The sequence below is a fragment of the Paenibacillus phyllosphaerae genome (genome assembly GCF_014192105.1).
GTDB lineage: Bacteria > Bacillota > Bacilli > Paenibacillales > Paenibacillaceae > Paenibacillus_Z > Paenibacillus_Z phyllosphaerae.
The window spans coordinates 1-22246 of the sequence record NZ_JACHXK010000019.1 but is presented as its reverse complement, the minus strand read 5'-3'; the positions used below and the strand labels follow the sequence as shown (position 1 = coordinate 22246).

General features: G+C 51.9%; 22 protein-coding genes and 1 riboswitch. Of the genes, 2 read left to right on the top strand and 20 right to left on the bottom strand.

Annotated features, from left to right (window positions below; genetic code table 11):
• Window position 1 precedes the first annotated feature (1 nt).
• The 20 genes from FHS18_RS27120 to ehuB form a co-directional block, all read right to left on the bottom strand.
• Complete coding sequence (locus FHS18_RS27120) at window positions 2–268, bottom strand: Na(+)/H(+) antiporter subunit F1 (RefSeq protein ID WP_183603528.1); 267 nt, start codon at window positions 266–268, stop codon at window positions 2–4.
• On the bottom strand, window positions 265–744 hold the full coding sequence (locus FHS18_RS27115; protein ID WP_183603527.1) for a Na+/H+ antiporter subunit E: 480 nt from the start codon (window positions 742–744) through the stop codon (window positions 265–267). The genes FHS18_RS27120 and FHS18_RS27115 overlap by 4 nt, the downstream gene beginning before the upstream one ends.
• Window positions 745–749: 5 nt before the next feature.
• Window positions 750–2228: a Na+/H+ antiporter subunit D gene (locus FHS18_RS27110; protein WP_183603526.1), complete on the bottom strand. Its 1479-nt coding sequence runs from the start codon at window positions 2226–2228 to the stop codon at window positions 750–752.
• On the bottom strand, window positions 2221–2559 hold the full coding sequence (locus FHS18_RS27105) for a Na(+)/H(+) antiporter subunit C (protein WP_183603525.1): 339 nt from the start codon (window positions 2557–2559) through the stop codon (window positions 2221–2223). Before FHS18_RS27105 ends, FHS18_RS27110 begins: the two co-directional genes overlap by 8 nt.
• 2 nt (window positions 2560–2561) lie before the next feature.
• Complete coding sequence (locus FHS18_RS27100) at window positions 2562–5435, bottom strand: Na+/H+ antiporter subunit A (RefSeq protein WP_183603524.1); 2874 nt, start codon at window positions 5433–5435, stop codon at window positions 2562–2564.
• Between the two features lie 795 nt (window positions 5436–6230).
• Window positions 6231–6413, bottom strand: a complete 183-nt coding sequence (locus FHS18_RS27095) for a hypothetical protein (RefSeq protein WP_183603523.1) — start codon at window positions 6411–6413, stop codon at window positions 6231–6233.
• A 383-nt stretch (window positions 6414–6796) separates the two neighbouring features.
• Window positions 6797–8029, bottom strand: a complete 1233-nt coding sequence (locus FHS18_RS27090; RefSeq protein WP_183603522.1) for a cation:proton antiporter — start codon at window positions 8027–8029, stop codon at window positions 6797–6799.
• Between the two features lie 241 nt (window positions 8030–8270).
• Window positions 8271–8612 (bottom strand): hypothetical protein, encoded by a 342-nt coding sequence (locus FHS18_RS27085; protein WP_183603521.1) that lies wholly within the window; start codon window positions 8610–8612, stop codon window positions 8271–8273.
• A gap of 296 nt (window positions 8613–8908) precedes the next feature.
• Window positions 8909–10069: a KamA family radical SAM protein gene (locus FHS18_RS27080; protein WP_343060695.1), complete on the bottom strand. Its 1161-nt coding sequence runs from the start codon at window positions 10067–10069 to the stop codon at window positions 8909–8911.
• A gap of 141 nt (window positions 10070–10210) precedes the next feature.
• A riboswitch (cyclic di-AMP (ydaO/yuaA leader) is annotated at window positions 10211–10348 on the bottom strand.
• A 301-nt stretch (window positions 10349–10649) separates the two neighbouring features.
• Entirely contained in the window at window positions 10650–12203 is a 1554-nt protein-coding gene (locus FHS18_RS27075) for a glycine betaine uptake BCCT transporter (protein ID WP_183603519.1), read from the bottom strand.
• Window positions 12204–12267: 64 nt separating this feature from the next.
• Window positions 12268–12558 carry a hypothetical protein gene (locus FHS18_RS27070; protein ID WP_183603518.1) on the bottom strand — a complete coding sequence of 97 codons (291 nt, stop codon included), beginning with the start codon at window positions 12556–12558 and terminating at the stop codon, window positions 12268–12270.
• Window positions 12559–12913: 355 nt separating this feature from the next.
• On the bottom strand, window positions 12914–13435 hold the full coding sequence (locus FHS18_RS27065; protein ID WP_183603517.1) for a DUF2179 domain-containing protein: 522 nt from the start codon (window positions 13433–13435) through the stop codon (window positions 12914–12916).
• Complete coding sequence (thpD, locus tag FHS18_RS27060) at window positions 13432–14334, bottom strand: ectoine hydroxylase (protein ID WP_183603516.1); 903 nt, start codon at window positions 14332–14334, stop codon at window positions 13432–13434. Before thpD ends, FHS18_RS27065 begins: the two co-directional genes overlap by 4 nt.
• 31 nt (window positions 14335–14365) lie before the next feature.
• Entirely contained in the window at window positions 14366–14749 is a 384-nt protein-coding gene (locus tag FHS18_RS27055; protein ID WP_183603515.1) for an ectoine synthase, read from the bottom strand.
• 38 nt (window positions 14750–14787) lie between these two features.
• Window positions 14788–16101: a diaminobutyrate--2-oxoglutarate transaminase gene (gene ectB / locus FHS18_RS27050; protein ID WP_183603514.1), complete on the bottom strand. Its 1314-nt coding sequence runs from the start codon at window positions 16099–16101 to the stop codon at window positions 14788–14790.
• Window positions 16098–16622 (bottom strand): diaminobutyrate acetyltransferase, encoded by a 525-nt coding sequence (ectA, locus tag FHS18_RS27045; protein WP_183603513.1) that lies wholly within the window; start codon window positions 16620–16622, stop codon window positions 16098–16100. Before ectA ends, ectB begins: the two co-directional genes overlap by 4 nt.
• A 40-nt stretch (window positions 16623–16662) precedes the next feature.
• Window positions 16663–17496 carry an ectoine/hydroxyectoine ABC transporter ATP-binding protein EhuA gene (gene ehuA / locus FHS18_RS27040; protein ID WP_221401481.1) on the bottom strand — a complete coding sequence of 278 codons (834 nt, stop codon included), beginning with the start codon at window positions 17494–17496 and terminating at the stop codon, window positions 16663–16665.
• A gap of 17 nt (window positions 17497–17513) precedes the next feature.
• Entirely contained in the window at window positions 17514–18176 is a 663-nt protein-coding gene (gene ehuD / locus FHS18_RS27035) for an ectoine/hydroxyectoine ABC transporter permease subunit EhuD (protein WP_183603512.1), read from the bottom strand.
• 6 nt (window positions 18177–18182) lie between these two features.
• Window positions 18183–18833: an ectoine/hydroxyectoine ABC transporter permease subunit EhuC gene (gene ehuC, locus FHS18_RS27030; RefSeq protein ID WP_183603511.1), complete on the bottom strand. Its 651-nt coding sequence runs from the start codon at window positions 18831–18833 to the stop codon at window positions 18183–18185.
• 1 nt (window position 18834) lies between these two features.
• Window positions 18835–19740, bottom strand: a complete 906-nt coding sequence (gene ehuB, locus FHS18_RS27025; protein WP_409348576.1) for an ectoine/hydroxyectoine ABC transporter substrate-binding protein EhuB — start codon at window positions 19738–19740, stop codon at window positions 18835–18837.
• 394 nt (window positions 19741–20134) lie between these two features.
• Between ehuB and FHS18_RS27020 the strand changes: the two genes are divergently transcribed.
• On the top strand, window positions 20135–20407 hold the full coding sequence (locus FHS18_RS27020; protein WP_183603510.1) for a DUF421 domain-containing protein: 273 nt from the start codon (window positions 20135–20137) through the stop codon (window positions 20405–20407).
• 358 nt (window positions 20408–20765) lie between these two features.
• Window positions 20766–21659 carry a multicopper oxidase family protein gene (locus tag FHS18_RS27015; RefSeq protein WP_183603509.1) on the top strand — a complete coding sequence of 298 codons (894 nt, stop codon included), beginning with the start codon at window positions 20766–20768 and terminating at the stop codon, window positions 21657–21659.
• Window positions 21660–22246 lie beyond the last annotated feature (587 nt).

Sequence of the window (22246 nt, the reverse complement as noted above, 5' to 3'; positions counted from 1 at the left end):
ATTAGAGCACCTCGCCTCTCTCGAGATAACGTGCAAAAGCAATTGTCCCTATGAACGTCAGGATGCCGATGAGCAGGACGATATCCATATAAGTCGTTGTTCGAAGCCATGCGCATACGATGGTAATCATAGCAAGCAGAACAATGCCGATCGTGTCTAATGCCGCAATCCGATCGGAAATTGAAGGTCCCTTCAGCAGTCTATACATACAGCCCAATATCGAGAGTGACAATACGGCCAAGGATAAGATCAACCACGTATCCATCATGTTCTGGTCACCTCCATAATCGCTTTCTCGAATGTGCACTTGATCTGCCTCGACAACAAGTCGGCATCCTGGATATCCATGGCATGAATATATAACGTCCGGTTATCATCGGACACATCCAATGTGAGCGTACCGGGAGTCAGACAGATCAGGCAGGCAAGAAGCGTGATTTCCCAATCCGACTTCAGCTCTGTCTCATACGCGAAGATACCGGGTTGTATAGCCAGCTTTGGCTGCAGAATTTGCTTGAGCACGACCAGGCTGGAATGCAGCAGTTCTTTGTTGAACAACAGGAATAGCTTCATTAAAGCCCATACGCGGTACAAATAAAACTCATACGTCCAAAAGCGGCGAAGCAGCATCAAACATATGAGCCCCACCAGAAACCCGACGATAAACTGTACAACGGACCATTCATTATTCAGGAACATCCAAACGAACGCAAGAATGAAATTCAATAAAATCTGCAGGGCCATCTCATCTACTCCTTTAGCACGGCGTCCACGTATTGCATCGGAAGAATCAAGGTGCTGCCGGCATCAGCGACAAGATTATACACTGCCTCTGATCCAAGCCCCATTCCGATTACCAATAGGCTTAATCCGACGGACGGCATGATCAGCTTGCGATTCAGCATCGGCGACTGCTCCTGAAGCGGCTTTTCTTCTCCCCAAAAAGCTTGCATGAATATACGAATTAAGGAATACAACACAATCAGACTCGAACCAAGCGCAACGGCCGTCAGTCCAAAATAGCCCTCTCTTAGTCCGGCCTGGATGAGCAGCAGCTTGCCTGCGAAGCCGCTGAACGGTGGGATTCCCGCTATAGCTAGTGCCGTAATGAATACCATCGCGCCCATCAGCGGGTAGCGTCTGATCATGCCCCCCATTTGGCGCAAATCGGCTGTTCCCGCGACCTGAATGATCAGTCCGCCCAATAGGAACAGCAGCGCTTTGGCCAGCATGTCGTGCATGAGGTAGAACACCGCGCCCTCTAGACCTTCTTCGGAGGAGACCGCCAGACCCATAATAATAAGTCCTACGCTCACAACTACGTTATAGTTGATAATTTGCCGAATGTCATGGTACGCAACAGTGCCTATTGCACCTAATATCATCGTTGCGATGGCCATCCCCATCAGCCAGCTATGCGTCACTTCCGGATTGGAGTGGAAGATCAGCGTGAAGGTCCGAATGAGCGCATAGATCCCTACCTTCGTCAGCAGCGCGGCGAATAGTGCCGCTACGGCCGAAGGCGGCGCGCTATACGAACCCGGCAGCCAGAAGAAAAGGAACAGGCCCGCTTTTAATGCGAAGACGATCATGAACAGCAGCGCGATCACATTCAGGACGCCGGATTGACCTGCTTCCGCAACCTTGAGCGAGAGATCCGCCATGTTCAGCGTTCCGACAACGCCATACAGATACGCCACCGCCGCTACGAACAACGATGAGGACAATATGTTAATCAGCATATATTTCAAGGTTTCGCGCAGCTGCCGTCTGGTACCCCCGAGCACAATCAAGGCGTAGGAGGAGATCAGCATAACCTCGAAGCAGACGAACAGGTTGAACAGATCACCTGTCAGGAACGAGCCATAGATCCCGACCAGCAAAAATTGAAATAACGGATAGAAATAGTACCGTTCCCGCTCCACGCCGATTGTGCCGAACGCGAAGAACAAGCAAAAAGCACTTACGACCGAGGTTGTGAGCACGAGTAAAGCGCTGAGCATATCCGCTACAAATACAATGCCATAGGGCGGCATCCAACCGCCTATATGCAGCACATGAATGCCCGCGGATCGAACTTGCATCACGATGATGCCGGCAATCGCTATATTCATCAGAACGCTAACCGTACTGACCCAGCGCTGGATAACAAGGTATTGCTTCAGGAACAGCAGGATAACCGCCGTGCACAAGGGAAGGAGCAACGGAAGCACCAGCAGGTTATTCATCTTCTTTCCCCCTTAACAAGTCCATATTATCCGTCCCTAACTTCCTGTAAGCTTGGTAGGCCAGGACAAAAAACAGCGAGGTCACGCCGAAGCTAATGACAATCGAGGTTAGAATCAGCGCTTGAGGCAGCGGATCGACATACGAATTCGCTCCTTCTCCCAGTAAAGGCGCCGCTCCCGTCTTCAGGCGAGACATCGTCAGCAGAAGCAGATGAACGCCATGCGTCAGCAGCGAGGTGCCTAATATGATTCGCAGCAGACTCTTCGACAGAATCAGGTAGACGCCGACCATGAACAGCACCCCGACGGACATCGACATATACAGCTCCATGGCTATTTATCCCTCCCTATTGTCAGAATGATGGTCATCGTGATGCCGATTACCGTCAGATATACGCCAAGGTCGAACAGCACCGCTGTCGCCAGCTCTGTTTTGCCCAGCAGCGGCAGATTGAAGTAACCGAACGAATGGCTTAAGAACGGGGCATCGAATAAGAAAGAGCCGGCTCCCGTTAGAATGGCAATAAGCAATCCGACAGCGGTAAGTCGCTTGAAGTCCCATGGTATGACTTCCCGGATGGTAGCCATGCCGAAAGCCATCGTAAGCAGGATGAGCGCCGCGGCTGTCATTAACGCACCGATAAACCCGCCGCCTGGATGATGATGACCCGTGAAGAACAAGTACACCGCAAAGACCAAAATGATGAAGATGGCAACCTTCGAAACCGTCCGCAGAATGACGTCATTGCTCGGTAGCCGGTCCTTGTTAAGCCTGTTCGCGAAATCAAGCTTACGTACAGCTTCCGGCCGATCCGAGGCCAGATTCAAGCGGATCAGAGCGTACACGCCAAGCGAAGCAATACCGAGCACTACGATTTCGAGCATGGTGTCGAACCCGCGGAAGTCGACCAAGATGACATTGACGACGTTTTTACCCCCGGCCAATACATAGCTGTTCCGCAGGTAATAATCCGAGATGGATTCGAACAGCTTGCTGCCGCTCGCGCTTAGCGCAACCAGTGTCATAATGACACCTACCCCGGCCGAGATCGCCAGTTTGACGATCCTTGTACGAGGCTTGGTCTGCTCCTTTTCAAGTTTCGGCAGGTGATAGAAGCACAACAGGAACAGCGCTACCGATACCGTCTCCACGATCATCTGCGTCAAGGCCAGATCAGGCGCGCGGAAGATGACGAAAAACAAGGTCACCATATATCCCGCGGCACCTGTCAGGATGATGGCTTTCATCCTTGAATTCACGAATGGGATGGCGATTACCGAGAGGATCAGAACCAGATTGATCACGATTTCATAAAGCGAAACCGGAGCGAATCGGTCCATATTGACGGATATCGCACCATAGTGATACAGTCCCCACCCCAGCGAGAGAATCAAAAAGACAAAAATATAGATGACGTAATGCCGCAACGATCCCGTCATATAACGATTGGTCATTCGTAACGAGCCTTGATGAAGCAGCTTGATGCCAGCATCATAGGTCAGATTTAGCGAGACTCGACGGAACAGCGGCTCATGAAGCACGCTTAATCTCGGATGAAGCTTATAGATCAACATCCCTGCCACTGCCACGCCCATCGTCATGAAGAGCTCCGGCGTCCAGCCATGCCACATGTGGATCGACACATAGAATCGATCGCCGGGCAGCAGCAGCGCGGGATGGATCGCAGCCATCGCAGGCTCGATCAGCGTATAGGACAACAGGTTAGGGAATAGACCGAACACCACGGCTAACGCAGCGAGAACCACAGGCGACAGCAGCAGGCCGATCGGAGCTTCATGGGGCTTTTTCTCCAGCTGCTCGAATTGCGGGCGACCCGTGAACGTACGGAACACGACCATCATGCTGTATCCGAACGTGAAGACGCTGGCAACCCAAGCTAAGACCGGGAATAGACGTAGCAGCGTCTGACTGTCGAATCGATCCAGTTCGGTAATGCCCAGCACGGCGGTGAAGAACATTTCTTTGCTTAAGAATCCATTGAACGGCGGGAGACCCGCCATCGAGAACGTCCCGATCACCGCGATCGTGAACGTAATCGGCATGATCGAGAGCAGCCCGCCGAGCTTGCGGATGTCCCTTGTTCCCGTCTCGTGATCCACAATGCCGACGACCATGAACAAGGCTCCCTTAAATACGGCATGATTGATGAGATGGAAGATGGCCGCCATCGTGGCTTTGGCATAGAACACCGAATCGCTGCCATCTGTATAAAATGCAGCCGCCGAGCCCAATCCTAGCAGGCTCATGATAAGTCCCAGTTGACTAATCGTAGAGAATGCCAGAATGGCCTTGAGATCCGTCTGCTTGAGCGCTTGGAACGACCCATATATTAAAGTCACAATTCCGCAGACGGAAATGAGCCAGAACCAAAGCGCCTCTCCCGCGAAAACGGGGCTGAATCGGGCAACCAGATATAAGCCTGCCTTGACCATCGTAGCCGAATGGAGATAAGCACTTACCGGGGTAGGTGCTTCCATTGCATCCGGCAGCCAGATGTGGAATGGAAACTGCGCCGATTTGGTGAAGGCCCCCAGCAAAATGAGAACGAGTGCGGGAAGGAACAACGTATGATCGTTAACCGAGCCTGCGTTGTTAATGATTTCTCTCAGGCTGAATGTCCCTGTCATAATATAGAAGAGGACGAATCCGGCTAACATCGCAAGTCCGCCAAGTACCGTGATCAGCATCGATTTCAAGGCTCCGTAACGGGATTTCTCCCTGTTATGCCAGAACGCGATCAGCAGGAATGAGGAAATGCTGGTGATCTCCCAGAATCCGTACAGGATAATCAAATTGTCTGCCAGAACGACACCGAGCATGGCTCCCATAAATAACAGCAAGTAGACATAAAAATTGCGCAGCGCTTCCTTCTTCCGATCCAAATAATAGATCGAGTACAGGACGACTAACGAACCGATGCCGCTAATAAGAAGGGAAAATAAAAGTCCCAGCCCATCAAGGAATACGGTAAATCGTATATTCAGCGACGGGATCCATGGAATCGACCCCGAGAGCTCCTCCCCGGCCTGTACCGAGGCCATACAGCTTATAAAATAGACAAACAAGAGCACGGGGATCGGGAGTATGATCCAACCGGTATGAAAACGTAATGACGGTTTCCTCATAACGGTTAGCGCCGCGGCGTAAAGAAATGGCAGTAGAATGGCCATGTGCAATAAGGACACGTTCTAAGTCAACCTCCTCCATAAATGATGATAATGACACGTAGTTTCTCCATTTGTTCCAAAAAAACACAAAAGGAGCCCGCTGTTGGCAGGCTCCTCCGAGAAAAACATATACACTTGGTTAACTGTCAGAATCATACCGTTATCTCTTCAAGTTGTCAATCTCCGGAGAGATTGATCAGGAATGAAATCTGCCCAAGAAGGGAATCACTCCTCCTAGAAGGAGTGTTCTCGCATGCTGATCAAAAAAGCCTTAATTTGCTTGTCTATATTCGCTATGATCCTAGTGCTAGCTGGCCTCTTCCATGCAAGGCTGCAGAAGGAGCAACAGGATATCCTCGTCTCCCCTTTACTGGGTAGAACTTACTCGATGCTTGCTGCCCCACAAGTGGATCAGAATCGAATTCGACCGTTCCAGCCAAGGGAGTATGTGCGGATTATTCGGAAGAGCAGGGATTCGTAAGTTTTTTTTCCATCACAGTTACTACAAGGATGTGATTGAGATACTCTTCAGTCTCATGGTACTATTCATAATCCCCTGGATCCTGGGCATCTATCTCATCCAACGTGACAATAAGCTCCTTATCATGTATGGACCTATAGCTTCCGCCATCGCTTTTATTCATAATGAAATCGGTCTGCACTTTGAATGGTGGAGCTTACACCCGAAGGATATGGAATTAATGATTGCCTTGATTTCCAATATTGGCGTATATCCTGTATCTGGATGCTTCATGCTCTACTTTCTCCGGCAGAATAAGGCCTACTTAAGTGTTTTCATCTTTGCTGCGATACTTACAACATTGGTGTACACATTTTCCCTCCTAAATAAAGTACAATTTCATCACGGTTGGAATATTGGCTGGACGTTTCTATCGTATCTAACTGCCAATACACTTCTTTATTTTTATTATTTGCTGTACCAAAACAAGGTAAAAATAGCCCGCTGATGGCCAGCTCCTCCAAGTGTCCTTGCATATTGAATCAAGCTTCTATTCGTTAGTAAAAGCAGACCTGGTCAAGGGGGATTGGTGATTCGTTCTTATTTGAGATCGAGTTATCAGCGCTAACTCTCTTTGTCTTTGCTAGACTTTTTATTTTGTCTATATCTCATAATGGCAAGCGGGAGATTTAACACTCCAATAATAAAACAAGAAAAAATAGGTATTAATTGAGGTACGGTAGGATAATTCGGTTGGCCGTCTCCTACAGGTCCTGTTTTGGGTTGATGGCTATCCCACAACCCATACAACAGACCAATAACAGGTATCAGAATACAAACAGCGCTAGTAACGATATGGAGCACGTGTTTATTCAAGCCTACACCTCCGCTACAGATCATTTCGCATCATTGTCGTGCCTCACGCCTTAGCTTTATCCCCCGCACCAAGGCCCAGCTTCAGCACGAGCGGCTTGATCGTCAGCCCCTGGACCAAGAGCGAGAAGAGCACGACGCTGAACGTCAAGACAAGCACATCGTCCCGGCCTTCGAAGGAGCTGGGCAAGCTAAGTGCCAAGGCGATGGACAAACTTCCCTTCAATCCGCCCCAGTTGAGTATGGCTTTCCAACTCCCAGGGAAATTCCTCAGGAAGGCTACGCTCGCGTACAAGGCTATCGTTCGACCGAGCAGCACAATCAGAATCGCCGCTGCGATCAGCAGCCATTTGTCCGAGAAGTCGACATGCTTGATCTCAAGGCCGATCATGAGGAAGATGAGCGAGTTAGCGATTAAGGTTACGACGTCCCAGAACGAATGAATGTTCATCTGGGTTGTCTCGGACATCCCGATCCTCGCGCCGTAGCTGCCGAATATAAGGCCGCTGACGACAACCGCGATAACGCCGGATACATGGAAATGCTCCGCGATGAAGAAACTGCCGAAGAACAGCAGCATCGAGAAGCCGATCTCGAGCGGATAATCGTCATAGAACCGAATCAGCTGCGAGAAGAGGTAGCCGAGAACGCCTCCAATCGCGATACCTCCCACCGCGAATTTGAGGAACAGCCATAAACCGCTGCCAATCCCCGCCCACCCCATCTCCATATACGACAACAGATAGATGGAGGAAATTTGGAACAGCACAACGGCAATACCGTCATTGAACAGCGATTCGCCTTCGATGATGGTAACGACCGACTTCGGGACACCTAGCGACTTGAAGATCGAGATGACGCTAATCGGATCCGTAGCGCTCATGAGCGCCGCGAACGTAAAGGCTACTACGATAGGAAGATCGAGCACATAATAGGAAGCACCTGCAATCAGGAGAAACGACAGAAGCGTCCCCCCGAAGGCCAGCGCAAGAACCGGCTTGCTCTGTGCTCTTAAGTGCGAGAACGGCAGCTTCAAGGTCGCGTCTCCTAACAGAATAGGCAAGAACAGCGAAATAATGACCGCTTGGAACACATGCGACTGGGTAATATACGTCTCCGCCTCCTCTAAGAACGGGATGTTGGTGACGCCGAGCAACAGCCCGACGATCACCAAGGCGATGGAGTATGGCTGATTGAGCTTCTTGGCCAGCGCAATGACGAACATGGAGACGGCGAGCAAAATCAATAATTGAATAAACGTCTCGTTGAAGTGATGCATACGGTACGACCTCCCTCTCTGTGTATGACGGACGTGCGCGGTTTGAGCCCCGCCATTCCGCTTATATTTAATAAGATTGCCCTCCCATGTTTTGCTTCATCAGACGTTCCCTTCCGAAAAAAGACAAAAAGAGCCCGCTGATGGCAGGCTCCTCCGGTCAAGCAATCGTTATACAAATGTGAACTCATTATAAACGTACATCCTAAATTTGTAAATGGTCTGCGATGAGGGCTCGCTCGGTTCATCGTTCCTTATCGGCCTCGAGCTGACGTTCCAGCCATATCTTCCTCCGCTGCCAAAGCCGCTTCTTGATGACGATCCATATGCCGATCACCGAGAGAGTCGAAAATATAGTCAGCCCCGCCCCGCCTGAAATGGCGAATAGTTTGCCGTATCTGGCGGCGACGAGCATGGTCACGCACGCAAGAAAAACAAATGATAGCTGTTCATCGCATTTTTGGTATACGTTAAATTTGCGGGTCGCTACCCATAGAATTTGTTTCTTCTCGTTTTCGGATAGTGCTTCAAAGCGGAACGGCTGTTCGTAAGAGGGTGATACTGCCTGGTGAGCCGTTCGTTTCAAGTTCGCTCCCCCTTTGCCGCGTCGGACTATGCGCTTGCTAATTCGCCCATGCGGGTAACCGCCTTAATATGAACGGAACATAGAACGAATCATCAAGTAAACGCTGTGCGCCTCATCGTTCTCTTGCAGCGATGCGCCATACTGTGCCCGCATATGGGCCAACAGCTCTTGATAGTGACGAACCTTCTCTTGTGGAGAGAAAGCGGAGTCTCTCACGGCCACAACTATTTCACGGTATTGTTCAAGTGTTCGCCTCACAACAGATACGTTCCCCTTTATTAATCGCTTCTTAGCGTTTATTTATATGGAACAGCCAACTGATTAACCGACACGATCGCATCGTTTTTCTTCGCAGGCACGCGCCAGTGCCGTTCATGTCCTGGCAAATCATCGAACCATTCGGCCTCGTCGGGACAGTCTAACACCATAAATTTACCGTATTCGTTATCCCGCGACTGATGATACTTGAGGTACGCTTTGCTATTCTCAATGGCCAGAATTTCGATCTTCCCGGACGTGTGGCTCATGGAAAGACGGACTCGTTTGCCCAATCCCGACGTTCTTGCTTTGGCCTCCTCTACGATGCGGTAGACGCGTTCCAGTGGCAGGACGAACTCCCGATTGCCCGCTACGGGACGGTTAACGAAGAAATAGTACGGCGTCACGCCCGCCCAAGACAGCCGGTCAAGCAGCTCCGCCAGCACGAGCGGATCGTCATTGATGCCTTTGAGTACGGGTGTTTGGTTAACCACGATCGCGCCGGCGTCGTGCAGCGCGCGAAAAGCGCGTTTCGCTTCGGCCGTTATTTCACGAGGATGATTAATATGGGCCATGACATAAATGCGCTTCTCTTCCGTTGAGTGTGTGCGAATGACATCCAGCAGCTCTGCATCCTCGTAGATGCGCATCGGATTAAATACGGGGATTTTAGAGCCGAGCCGGATGATCTTGACATGGTCGATTGCCCTTAATTGCTCGATAATGAGGTGAAGCTTGGCGGTTGCAAGTATTAAGCTGTCGCCACCGGTCAACAGGACGTTGTTGATTTCCGGCGTCGAGGCAATGTATTCGATCCCGGGCGTCACATCGGATAGCGCTTCTTTCACGTCATTGCGGAATAACCGCTTGCGGAAGCAATATCGGCAATACGCGCCGCATACCTCGGACACGATCAGCAGGGCGGTCGTCGAATACTTGTGCTGGCAGCCCGGCACGACATAGTTCGTGTCTTCGTCCGAAGCATCCCAGCGTCCGTACTCCTGTAATTCCCCCTCGTTCGGAATGACCAGCTTCCGAATCGGGTCATGCGGGTCGTCCCAATCGATCAAGTTCAAGTAATAGTCGTTGACCCGGAACACGAACTTGTCCGTAATGGGCTTTAGTACCGCCTTTTCACTCTCAGATAACTTCTCGATCTTGCCCACGTCCATGATGTACTTTACCTTCTGCTTCTGCACAACCATCTCTCCTTTGTCCCCAAAATCGAGTGTAGAGGGAGCCGTATTGTCACAAGCTAACAAGCCTCCGCCAGCAGGGTCAAAACAAACAGAAAGAGACCCTGAAAAAGGGTCTCTGGTTGAATCGATCAATTGAAGAGATAGACCCATCTACTGCTGACGAGGTTAGCTGACGGACTCGGGTAAGATGGTACCCTACATTCGAACGGAATGATTCGCCCCAATTGACTGGTTCCCCCGCTTTTCGGCCTATAGCCGAAAACTAAGCGTAGGCCTATTGTAAGCGCTTATGTACCAAAAGTCAAAGTAGATGTGTATATTACTTTATAAATTTTGGCGCGAGAAGCTCAACGAAGCGCTGCAAAAAATCGCATAGGCGAGCGACCTAGTAATGCGAGTTTAGTGCCTTCTTCTCGTTATCCTCTTCCGTTCAACTATGACGTATTTGTCTCCTATTTACAAAAAAACCGAGCAAAGACCAGGAAAAAAGCCTGGTGCTCGGCGGTTGGTGTTGCGATTACATCAGACCTTATTGTGAAGCATTGCAAGCCTATTGCCTTGACAGGGCTGTTGCGGATGATCAAATAATTGGCTTAATGTGTTCTGTATTTTCATTTTCCAGTAGGCGCTCCACCCGCATGCGAAACTGCATTTCCTTCGCCCGACGCGCCCGATCTTCTTCCGTCAGCGCTTTATGCAGCGAAACGCACATGCCGACCATAATAAATGCGAACGGTAGTGCCGCCGCGATTGAAGCGGTTTGCAGCCCATTCAAGCCGCCGCTGATCAACAGCACCATCGCAATGCAAGACTGTAAGACGCCCCAAATGATCTTTATTTTGTTGGACGGATTGAGGCTTCCATTCGATGAGAGCATGCCCAGGACGAAAGTGGCCGAATCGGCGGAGGTGACGAAGAAGGTAATGATCAGCAGCGTCGCGACACCTGCGATAATCGTGCCGAGCGGAAGCTGCTCCAATGTCAGGAACAAGGCGGTCGTGACATCGTTTTGCACAGCCAACGCCAACTCAACGTGATTGAACATCTCCAGCTGCAGTCCTGTTCCACCGAATACGGAGAACCATAGGAATCCAAACGCGCTCGGAACGAGCAGCACGCCGAGGATAAATTCCTTGATCGTGCGACCTTTTGAGACGCGCGCGATGAACGTGCCGACGAACGGCGCCCATGCGATCCACCAAGCCCAATAAAATAGTGTCCAAGCCCCTATCCATGTGCCTTGCGTGAATGGCGTAAGACGCAAGCTCATGGCGATCAGATTTTGTACATAACTGCCCAAAGATACGGTGAACGTATCGAAAATAAAGGACGTCGGTCCCATCACCAGCACGAACAAGAGCAGAATGACCGCAATGAGCAGATTCGTATTGCTCAGCAGCCGAATGCCTTTATCCAGACCGGTTGTCGCGGAGAGCAGGAACAGCACGGTCACGATCACGATAATCGCGATTTGCGACGCCGTCGAAATCGAGAGGCCGAACAGATGGTGCAATCCGCCGTTGATCTGCAGCGTCCCAAGTCCCAGCGAGGTCGCGACGCCGAACGCGGTCGCGATGACGGCCAGCATATCGATCACCTTGCCGATCGGTCCGGAAGTCCGCTTCTCCCCAAGCAGCGGAATGAACGTTGTGCTGATCAAGCCTTTGTAGCCTTTGCGGAATTGGAAATACGCCAGCGACAACGAGATGACCGTATACACGGCCCACGGATGCAGCCCCCAATGAAAGAACACATACCGCATCGCAAGGCGCGCGGCTTCCGGCGTTCCTCCCTGGGCGCCCTCCGGTGGCTCCATATAGTGGGACAACGGCTCGGCTACTCCCCAGAAGACAAGACCGATCCCCATTCCCGCGCTGAAGAGCATCGCGAACCAGGAAACGGTCGAATATTCCGGCTCGTCGTCATCCGCGCCGAGCTTGATGCTCCCGAAGCGGCTAAACGCCAAGTACAGGGCAAAGATGAGGAAGGCCAAAGTCGCCATCAGATAAAACCATCCGAACTGCCCGATCGAGAATTGAAACACCTTGTCGGCGGCTGCAGATAATTGATCCGGTGCTAAGGCTCCTAATAGGACGAAAACAATGATGATAAGCAACGATATGGCAAAAACCAATTGAACCCCTCCAGTTATAGAATCATGTTCGAATCCCCTGCCTGCAATGGAGGACTAACGTGTATTAAGGCGGGAACAGTGCGATAAATGCAACTATAATGATTACCGTCACTCCCAGTGCGGGCGATGGCCTGCGCGAGTGGTAACGCATCATCGGAAACATCAAACTATCGACCGCAAGCGACCACCATAAATTCCAGTTGCTATTATTAGTGATATATCCAAGACGCAGCGCAAACCATTCCACCGCCACATACAGCAGAATCCATTTCGCATTATGGGCAAGCTGCCCCCATAGTTTGTCCGGATAGCTGGATAAGAAAATCAAGGCGCTCCCCGGATAAATGACCAGCAAGTGGGCAATTCATTGAGCTTGTCGTTGAGTAAGCTTCCTCTGAAATTCCACAGCTTATCTTCGCCGTAAACAAATAGATATAACGCCGCGCATAACGCGACGTACAGCATCGTTGGATAGTAGTTTTTCCAGTGTTTCCTATCCCCCCATCTCCAGACTGCCATTATCGTCCAAGCGACGGTCATTAAATGCATGGCAGCCTTAACCCCCTTCCTGTGTTCTCGAACTGACAAACGCAGTCACGTTAACTAAAGTCTTTCCCAAAACAACCTTATTATCTCAGACCACACAGAAGTCCGAGACGATCGGCGATCGTCCCGGACTTCATTTCCCATGCCAACTTAGCTCTCTCATACTACTTCTCCAGCATCTTCGCCCAAAAGCCGCCTCGAAAATGCCTCGGCTCGTGCGAAATGACGAACGCCTTTGGCGCATCGGCTTCTATGCGTTCCAGCAGCTTACGTTCGTTGCTTCGCTTAACGAGCACCTGCATCACGAGACGATGACCGTTTCGCCCTTCACCGACCCACGTGGTAACACCATAGCCGTATTGCCTCAACTTGTCCGGCAAAGCCGTATGAACCGAGTCGGCGATGACCTGAACGACGGAATAGCCCAGCGCTAGCTTCTCTTCGATTCGGCTTCCAAGGTAGACCCCTAGCCCGAACCCGATGCAATAGGCGGCCATATGGATCGGACTGGATAGATTCTGCAGAACTAGCTGAAGCCCCGCCAAATAAATGAATACCTCCACCATGGCGAATAAAGAGGCTGCGCCTCTCCTGCCTTTAATGACAAGAATGAGGCGCAGCGTGAAGATAGAGACATACGCGATATTAATGCCAAGGATCGAGAACGCGATCAGCGTCAAATTCATTGAGCGCCACGCGCAGCGATATATTCGGGGCGCGGTTGCTGCCCAGAATAAGGCCGAACGAGACGGTTCTCCACGCTGTTGTAGACCAAGAAGACGTTGCTTCGCGGATAGGGCGAAATATTGCTGGCCGACCCGTGCATGACATTGCAGTCGAACAGCAGCACAGAGCCTGCCTTGCCTACCGGCATGTCGATGCCGTAATTCTGCGCGAGGAAAGTCAAGCTTTCCTGATCCGGCACGCCATACTCTTGCTTGCGCAGCGACTGCTTGAAATGGTTCTCCGGCGTCCGTCCAACGCAGGAGACGAACTTGTTATGCGAGCCCGGCATCACCATGAGCGGACCATTGTACGGATTGTTGTCCTCTAGGGCAATCGAGCAGCTAAGGGCGCGCATCGCCGGCATCCCATCCTCGACATGCCAAGTCTCGAAGTCAGAATGCCAGTAAAATTCTTTGCCGGTAAATCCCGGCTTGAAATTAATCCGCGATTGGTGAATATAAGTTTTCGACCCCAGTAGATATTCCATAATCGCCGTAAGCTTCGGATGGGCGGACAAGCCGCGGAATACCGGATTGTGATCGTGCACAGCAAAGATCGAGCGAACCTCGTCGCTTCCAGGCTCGCGAATGACGTGTTCGGCCTCGCCTTCGCGATACTGCTTCTGCAGACGTTTGAGTTCCGCTTTCCAGTCCTCTACCTCCGCGGGCGAGAAGAAATTCTCCAGGAACAAATACCCGTTCCGCTCATAGAAAGAGGACTGCTCTTGCGTCAAAGGGCTATCCGTCGACCATTTGCTGTAAACGATGGGGTCCGATCGGCGCAAAATACTGGGTTCCTGAGCAACTCGAGACGGATACCGATCGGCAGGGGCTTGGGTAATCGTATGTTCGACTGTCATGTGCGTGAACATCTCCTCTTCGATTGGAATATTAGTTGTTGACCAGCGGATATACGCCTTCGCTGTCGTGAACCTCGCTGCCGGTCAGCGGCGGATTGAATACGCACACCATACGCAGCTGGCTGGTTGCGCGCAGCAAGTGCTTCTCATGGCCGTCGAGCGCGTACAGCGTTCCGGACCGAATCGGATACGTCTGCCCGCCGACCACTTCGATTTCTCCTTCCCCCTCGATGCAATAGACCGCCTCCACATGGTTCTTATACCAAATCAGCGTTTCCGTCCCTGCCTTGATCAACGTGTCGTGAAGCGAGAAGCCCATGCCGTCCTTCTTCAGCAGCAATCTGCGCGCATTCCAGGTTTCCGTGTCGATATCGTCCTTCGTATCCACCACGTCGTTCAGATGTTTCACAATCACGGTTATTCATCTCCTTTACGAGTAAGGTCTTGCCGTGCTTACACGCTTGCCTTGCCGGGCGTCGTCCGCTCGCCGACCCCGAGCAGGCTCTGCAGCGCCGCCTCAATTCGCTCCAGTCCTTTGGCGAGGACATCCTCCTCGATCGTCAGCGGCGGCATCAATTTCGCGACCTCGTCCCTAGGACCGGATGTCTCGAGTATGACGCCCCGTTCGAACGCCGCCTTGCTGAGCGCGGAAGCCTGCGAAGCATCTCGGAAGACGAGCCCCTGGATGAGCCCTTTGCCCCGCACCTCGGCAATCGCCTTTGGATAGGCCGCCGCCATGCGATGCAGAAATCGCGTAATCGTATGGGATTTGGCGGTGACGGCACGCTCCAATTCGGTCGTACGCCAGAATTCCAACGCTTCCGTCGCAGCGACGAATCCGAGATTATTACCGCGGAAGGTGCCGTTATGCTCACCCGGATTCCATACGTCATGCTCCGGCTTTATAAGGGTCAGCGCCATCGGCAGCCCATAGCCTCCGATCGACTTGGATAAGCAGACAATATCGGGACGGATACCCGCTTCCTCGAAGCTGAAAAAGGTACCGGTGCGGCCACAGCCCATCTGCACGTCATCCACAATAAGGAGTATGGCATGCTCGCGGCAGATCGCTTCGACTTGCCGAAGCCACTTGGCGCTGGCCTCGTTCAAGCCTCCTTCGCCCTGCAGCGTCTCCAGCATAATCGCGGCTGGATGATCGATGCCGCTGCCGGGATCTTGAAGCAGCCGCTCCAGCATGACGGTCGTATCTATCAACGGTCCGAAATATTTGTCGTACGGCAGGAAAGTCGTGCCTCCTAACGCCACGCCAGCCCCTTTGCGCTTGAACGAATTGCCGGTCGCGGCCAGTGACCCCAGAGACATGCCGTGGAAGGCGTTCGTAAAGCAAATGACATTCGTGCGGCCCGTCACCTTGCGGGCAATCTTGAGCGCGCTTTCGACCGCGTTGGTGCCCGTCGGTCCCGGAAACATCACCTTGTATTCGAGTCCTCGCGGCTTCAAGATAATGTCATGAAACCGCAGCAGGAAGGATTCCTTGGCCTCCGTCGCCATATCCAAGCTGTGCGTGACGCCGTCCTGCAGCAAATAATCGATGAGCTTCGTCCGGATACGCGGGTTGTTATGGCCGTAATTCAACGCGCCGGCCCCGGCGAAGAAATCGATGTAACCGTTGCCGCTTCGGTCCCACAGCCATGCGTTGCTTGCTTTCGTAAAGACGGTCTTGAAGCTGCGGCAGTAGCTTCTTACCTCGGATTCCATCTTGTCGAATACATCCAACACCGGCATTAAAGAGTCAGCTTGTTTCATTCGATAACCCCCTTCTTCATCGTCAAAGGCCCTACCCGGTACAACAATTCCGCATCGTGCGTCTCCCCTTCCGGGAATAAGCTCGGCGCATAATGCTCGGTTACGATGCATGCGGTCTCATAATCTGCGGCCAGCCGTAGAAATAAACCTCGGGATGCCGCATTATTGGGTCCCACCGTCGCTTCGAGACAACGGATGTCGGCGTTTTCCTTCCGCCGTAGAAGCTTTTGGAGCAGTCTTCGGCCAATTGCATTCCCCCGATAGGAGACGTCTACGCCGATCTGCCAAATAAACAGCGTATCGGGCTGCTCCGGCTTCCGGTAGCCGATCGCGAAGCCGACCAGCCTCCCGTCCACGCAGGCCACCGCGCAGGTTGACGGAAACATATCGCACATCATCAAATAGGCGTAAGCCGAATTCCAATCCAGTCCGCCGGATTCCCGGACGAGCCGCCAGATGGCGGCGCCGTCCTCTACTTGCGGCTTTCGAAACGTCACTTGCGTTGATAGTGTGATGTTCATTGCGGCCTCCTTTCCTTGGACACCAAATTGGATGAAAGCGCTATCCGAACCGGCTGAGAAACGACCTTAGCCGCTCGCTTCGGGGCTGCCCGAAAATATCGGCCGGGGTGCCCTGCTCGACGATCCGGCCCTCCGCGCCGAAGACGACACGGTCGGCGATATCTCGGGCGAAGTCCATTTCATGCGTAATGAGCATCATCGCCATGTCGCTGTCTCGGGCAATTTCCTTCATGACCGCCAGCACTTCGCCGACCAGCTCGGGGTCGAGCGCGGAGGTCACCTCGTCGAACACCATCACCTTCGGCTGCATCACCAGCGCGCGGGCAATCGCGACCCGCTGCTTCTGGCCGCCGGATAGCCGGGACGGAAATTCGCTCAGCTTGCTGTCCAGCCCCACTTTGCCCAGCATCGTCACCGCCCGCTCGTGCGCCTCCTCCTTCGATAAGCCGAGGACCGAGCGCGGGGCGAGCGTGACGTTATCGATCACACTCATATGGGGAAATAGATTAAAATGCTGAAACACCATGCCGATATTGCCGCGCAGCCGTCTAAGATGCCGGTCATTTGCCGGAACCGTCTTCCCGGATGGCATACGCATCTCCCACAGCGACTCCCCTTCGACGAGAATCCTGCCGCTCGTAGGCTTTTCAAGCGTGGCGAGCATGCGGCCGAGCGTCGTTTTGCCCGAGCCGCTTGGTCCGATCAGCGCGAGCTTCTCGCCTGGTTGGAGCGTCAGATCGATTCCTTTAATGACCTCAAGCTCGCCATAGCGTTTCGTAACCTGCTCATATTGGACCAACGGGGGCGCCTTGGCGTCCGCTACCGGCCGTTCGGGCTTCTCCGCCGCTGACGGCTCGGCAAGTTGTTGATTCATCGTGCGATTCCACCTCCTTATCCGGCATATCGCCGCTTCATGATTTTTTCCATCCGGCTCACGCCGAACGAGAGAACCAGGCTGAGCAGCAAGAAGAGAATGCCGGCAATCGTATAAGGCTCGAACACCCGATACGTAATCGAAGCCGTATTCTTGGCGCTTAGCAGAACCTCGACGAGTGTAATCGCTGACAGCGTCGGTGTTTCCTTCACGATGACGATCAAGTAATTGCCCATCATCGGGATGACCGGCGGGATGGCCTGCGGCAGAATGACGCTGAACCAGGTCTTGACGCGAGATAAGTTAAGCGCCTTGGCCGCTTCCCACTGCCCGCGCGGAACCGCTTCAATGCCGGACCGGTACACCTCGGATAGATACGTCCCGTAATGCAGCCCAAGCCCCAGCACGCCGGTCGCGAAAGCCGAGAACGATAACGGCGTCAGCATCGGCAGACTATAATACAAGAAGAACAATTGCACGAGCAGCGGCGTGCTGCGGATGAATTCCACGATCGAACGGATGACCCATCTCACCGGACCCCAACGCGAGCGGGCGAACATGGCCAGCACTAATCCGATGACGACGGCTAGCCCGAAACCGGCAAGTGCCGCTCCGATCGTGTTGCGAAAAGCTTTTAGCAAGCCTGGCAGTATCTCGGCCGCGTAACTCCAATCCCACATCCTCCATCACCTCCATGCCGTAAACTTGCGCTCCAGGATGCGGATGGCCATCGTGATGCAAGCGGCGAGCAGGAAGTAGATACCAAGCAGCATTCCGAAAATATACGGCGTCCATATGTAGTAATTATTACGAAGGATCATCGCCTCATAAGTTAGATCGGCTAGCGTGATGAAATAAATCAACGAGGTGGCTTTCAATAACTCAATCATCAAGTTCCCCATCGGGGGGAGCATGCGGACGAACGCTTGAGGAAACACAACGCGCCATAGCCGCTGGGATTGCGATAAATTCAACACGATTGAAGCCTCATATTGCCCCTTCGGAACGGCGGCGACAGAGCCGCGCACGATCTCCGCTCCGTATGCGCCGATATTCAGGCCGATCGCCAGAACGGCCGAAAGCAGCTTGGAAAGCTCGATGCCGGCGAACGGAAGAGCGAAATACATCCAGAACAACAACACAAGCAAGGAAACCGCCCGAAATAATTGGATATATAAGCGACAAATCGCACGAACGAATGCAAACCTTGACCCGCTACCAAGTCCCGCCAGGAGCGACATGAGCAAGGCCACGCCCGCCGATAAGAGAGCGACCTTCAGCGTCACGCCGGCACCACGCGCGAACATCGGTATCCATTCCGTCCACGGTATGCTCATCTTAGCTGCCGCACAGCTCCGCCGCCGTCGCGTCCCCTGGCAGCTCCTGTTCCGTGAAGCCGAATTTCTTCAGGATTTCCAGCAGTTCGCCCGACTCCTTCATCTTCGCAAGCTCTGCATTAAAGGCATCCCTGAGCGCCGCATCCTCCATCCGGAAAGCGGTGGCCCCGTAACCTCGCACGCTCTTACCGTCCACAACGGGCTGCTCGAAGTCCATGACCCGCTCGATGCTGCCATCCTTGGCGCCGTCGAGGCGCGATTGCAGCGCCGGCCCGGTCATCGTCATGGCATCCGCCCGTCCCGATTGCAGCGCGCTGACCGCCGCGTCCTGATCGGGCACGATGACCATCTGATTGTCGGCTACGCCGGATGCCTTCAGGTAGCCGATCTCGACCGCTCCAGCCATGACGGCGACCTTCACATCCGGTTGATCCGCGATGGCTTTGTAACTCGTCAGCTTGAGCGGATTGCCCTCTTTAACCGCCAATCCTTCGCCGATACTGTACTCCGGGTCGGCAAATAGCACGGTCTTGCAGCGGTCCGGGTTGATGAACATGCCCGCCGTGATGAGATCAAAGCGGCTGGCCTGCAGTCCCGCAATCAGCGAGGAGAATTCCGTCAGCTCGCCGCGAATGTCTTCGACGCCGATCCGCTTCAGCACGACTCTGGCGATTTCTACGGCTTCGCCGGTCAATTCGCCTTCCGCCGTTTTGTAAGCATACGGATTTTCGTTCGCGAATCCGACCGTTGCATAGCCATCGCTCTTCAATTGTGCTAGCGTGTCGTTCATTTGAGCCGATGCGCTCTTGCCGCCTGTCACATTTAATGCGGTCTCGGCGGTCTGCTCTCCGCATGCGCCGAGCAACAGCATCGGTATTACGAGGAGAGGCATCCATTTCACCTTCACCCATTCCCACAACCTTTCGCTTGTTTTTTGAACACTTAAAAGGCTATCATCATTTGGGCGGCGGGTCATTTCCAGAATTTACTGATAATTCAGCGTATTATAGGCTCAAATTGGCAGAGCGGACCTCACCGGACATCTCCTCCTTTTTCCTCCCGATTCCTTCCAAATGGTAGGAGAAACCAGGGTTTACACCCTGTCAAATATATGTTACATAAGAAAAACTTATAATTAAATATCGTATTCAATTCGAAAGTGCAAATAAAATATTCTTATAATTGGTCTATCACATCCATGCGCCATCTAAAAGTCATTATTACTAGTTCTGGTCGGGGTGACACTGCTGCGGAACCCTGGCCGCAAATTGATCTCCCAAATGAGCGTTGCGGCGGTCATCATGATTCCCATTGGAACGACGATCGTGCAGCCGATCGCGGACGAGAATTTAGGTAAAGCGGTGAGTTCTACGGCGTTCTTCGTCGGAGCGCTGGTCTTACTTAAGATTCTCCAATACCGCTTCAATTGGATGGAGGGGCTGTTGTCTGGCAAAGTCGTGGTTGTGATTGATAATGGGGTTTTGCAAAGCAAGAACCTGCGGGCGATCCGGATGACGATCAGTTCGAGGAACATTTGCATCAGAACGAGATTAGCTGAATTATCGACGTCCTGAGCGTGACCGTAGAGCCCAACGGACAGATCGGGTATGAACTGATGCCGCACGACCTGTAACCTTTCTGCATGCTCTGCCCCCGAATCCATCGACCTCTGATACGCTGTTCGACGAAGTTCGACGTACCGGTCATTCGACACCGGTTGACCTTTGCTTGTAATAACAATTCACATGCCAGCATCAAATAACGTTATATATCTGGTCAAAGGGAACCCCGAAACACTTGCAAGACGCGTGCACCTCACGTTCCCATTTTTCCTGATAGTGCGCAAACGGCAGCCGATCTGATGCCGTTTGAATGATTAGTCTTAATCCAGGCCCTATTTCGAATACATATCTGAGAAAGGAGGTATTCGATATGGTGATTACGCCAGATTTACCAAGATTACCGTTTTCCGAAAGAAACGGAGTCAAATTTTTTGAACTTATCGCCGAGCCTGTAAAACAAGAGCTTTTACCTGGGTTCTTCATTAACGCTTTTGGATATAACGGCAGTTCTCCAGGACCCACAATCATTGTTTATCCAGGCGATTATGTACAGATCCGAGTGCACAATAAACTCTCGGAACCAACAAGTGTCCACTGGCATGGCTTAGATGTTCCTAATGTTATGGACGGAGTACCGGAAGCTGAACCCTCTCCCAAAATTCAGCCAGGATCCTATTTTGATTATCATTTTAAAATCGTAAATCCTCCTGGCACGCATATGTACCACACCCATTTTCATTCAGTAAAACAAGAGATGATGGGATTAGGGGGGGCTTTTATCATCGCCGACCCGAACGAATACAGAACCAAAATTCACAGAGATTACTTTATCATGCTCCAGGAATTTAAGGTTAAAGGCTTAGAGAAGGGTGAAGTCAGAGAAGGGGTCTATGAATTGGACCCTTATTCGGATAATTTTAATTTCTTTACGATGAATGGTCGATGCTTCCCACACACGACACCTTTGGAGGTGCGATACGGCGAACTTGTACGAATACGAATAGGAAATTTAATGATGAACGCCCATCCGATTCATATGCATGGACAGCAATTTGTTGTCACTTCGACAGATGGAAATTCACTTGCCCCACAGAAAAGATATCTTAAAAATACGATTTTGGTCGGTTCAGGAGAAACCTATGATGTTGAATTTATTGCTCATAATCCAGGGACCTGGATCTTTCATTGCCATATTCCACACCACATGGCAAACAATTTCACTGAAAAATTAGGCGGAATGACAACTACGATTAGATATGTTTAGTTTAGGCCCCCCTTTACAACGAGGATCGTAATGGTTCTTTACCCCTACCATGGGACAAAAAGAAACTGCTTACGCGGTGGCAGCCCCCTCCTGGATTACTGAGTACCCGCCTTTTAAACTCATGTTTGTGCACAATCTCGACAGAAACTTGCGCAATCATGGCAGTGCTTCTATAGCATAATCCTCACTGGTGAACATCGAACAGAACTTTACTGTCTCCCATTTGAACGAGTCCTTGACCCTCTCCTCCAGGCTCCACTTCTTTCGAGTGATTTCCTTAGGCTCTCTGAAGGGCTCGGTTGTTTGGAGCGATGGGTCCATTATCTACTCAAGATCTTTATTCTGATATGGCATCCTCGTAGGCATGGGGAGAAGCCCGAACGATTAATGGATTCCTAATGACTCTAATAGAGGGAGATAAATATACACGATGGAACTAGAATTATTGATAACGCGATACTTCAACGACAAACAACAAACAAGCAGCCGACCTTCTGAACTGCACCCCAATTGTTAGACAGTGTCTAACAATTGGAGGTGCAGTTTTTTTGTCCAAGTTTAATTTAGAGTTGAAAATGGAGGCCATT

Bases quoted from the DNA above. Each gene is read 5' to 3' on its own strand.
- ehuC (WP_183603511.1), bottom strand. From the start codon at position 18,833: ATGAGCATACCGTGGACGGAATGGATACCGATGTTCGCGCGTGGTGCC.
- ehuA (WP_221401481.1), bottom strand. From the start codon at position 17,496: ATGAATCAACAACTTGCCGAGCCGTCAGCGGCGGAGAAGCCCGAACGG.
- FHS18_RS27065 (WP_183603517.1), bottom strand. From the start codon at position 13,435: ATGAATTTGACGCTGATCGCGTTCTCGATCCTTGGCATTAATATCGCG.
- FHS18_RS27095 (WP_183603523.1), bottom strand. From the start codon at position 6,413: ATGCAAGGACACTTGGAGGAGCTGGCCATCAGCGGGCTATTTTTACCT.
- ectA (WP_183603513.1), bottom strand. From the start codon at position 16,622: ATGAACATCACACTATCAACGCAAGTGACGTTTCGAAAGCCGCAAGTA.
- ectB (WP_183603514.1), bottom strand. From the start codon at position 16,101: ATGAAACAAGCTGACTCTTTAATGCCGGTGTTGGATGTATTCGACAAG.
- FHS18_RS27090 (WP_183603522.1), bottom strand. From the start codon at position 8,029: ATGCATCACTTCAACGAGACGTTTATTCAATTATTGATTTTGCTCGCC.
- thpD (WP_183603516.1), bottom strand. From the start codon at position 14,334: ATGACAGTCGAACATACGATTACCCAAGCCCCTGCCGATCGGTATCCG.
- FHS18_RS27120 (WP_183603528.1), bottom strand. From the start codon at position 268: ATGATGGATACGTGGTTGATCTTATCCTTGGCCGTATTGTCACTCTCG.
- FHS18_RS27105 (WP_183603525.1), bottom strand. From the start codon at position 2,559: ATGGAGCTGTATATGTCGATGTCCGTCGGGGTGCTGTTCATGGTCGGC.
- FHS18_RS27020 (WP_183603510.1), top strand. From the start codon at position 20,135: ATGATTCCCATTGGAACGACGATCGTGCAGCCGATCGCGGACGAGAAT.
- ehuD (WP_183603512.1), bottom strand. From the start codon at position 18,176: ATGTGGGATTGGAGTTACGCGGCCGAGATACTGCCAGGCTTGCTAAAA.
- FHS18_RS27110 (WP_183603526.1), bottom strand. From the start codon at position 2,228: ATGAATAACCTGCTGGTGCTTCCGTTGCTCCTTCCCTTGTGCACGGCG.
- FHS18_RS27015 (WP_183603509.1), top strand. From the start codon at position 20,766: ATGGTGATTACGCCAGATTTACCAAGATTACCGTTTTCCGAAAGAAAC.
- FHS18_RS27115 (WP_183603527.1), bottom strand. From the start codon at position 744: ATGGCCCTGCAGATTTTATTGAATTTCATTCTTGCGTTCGTTTGGATG.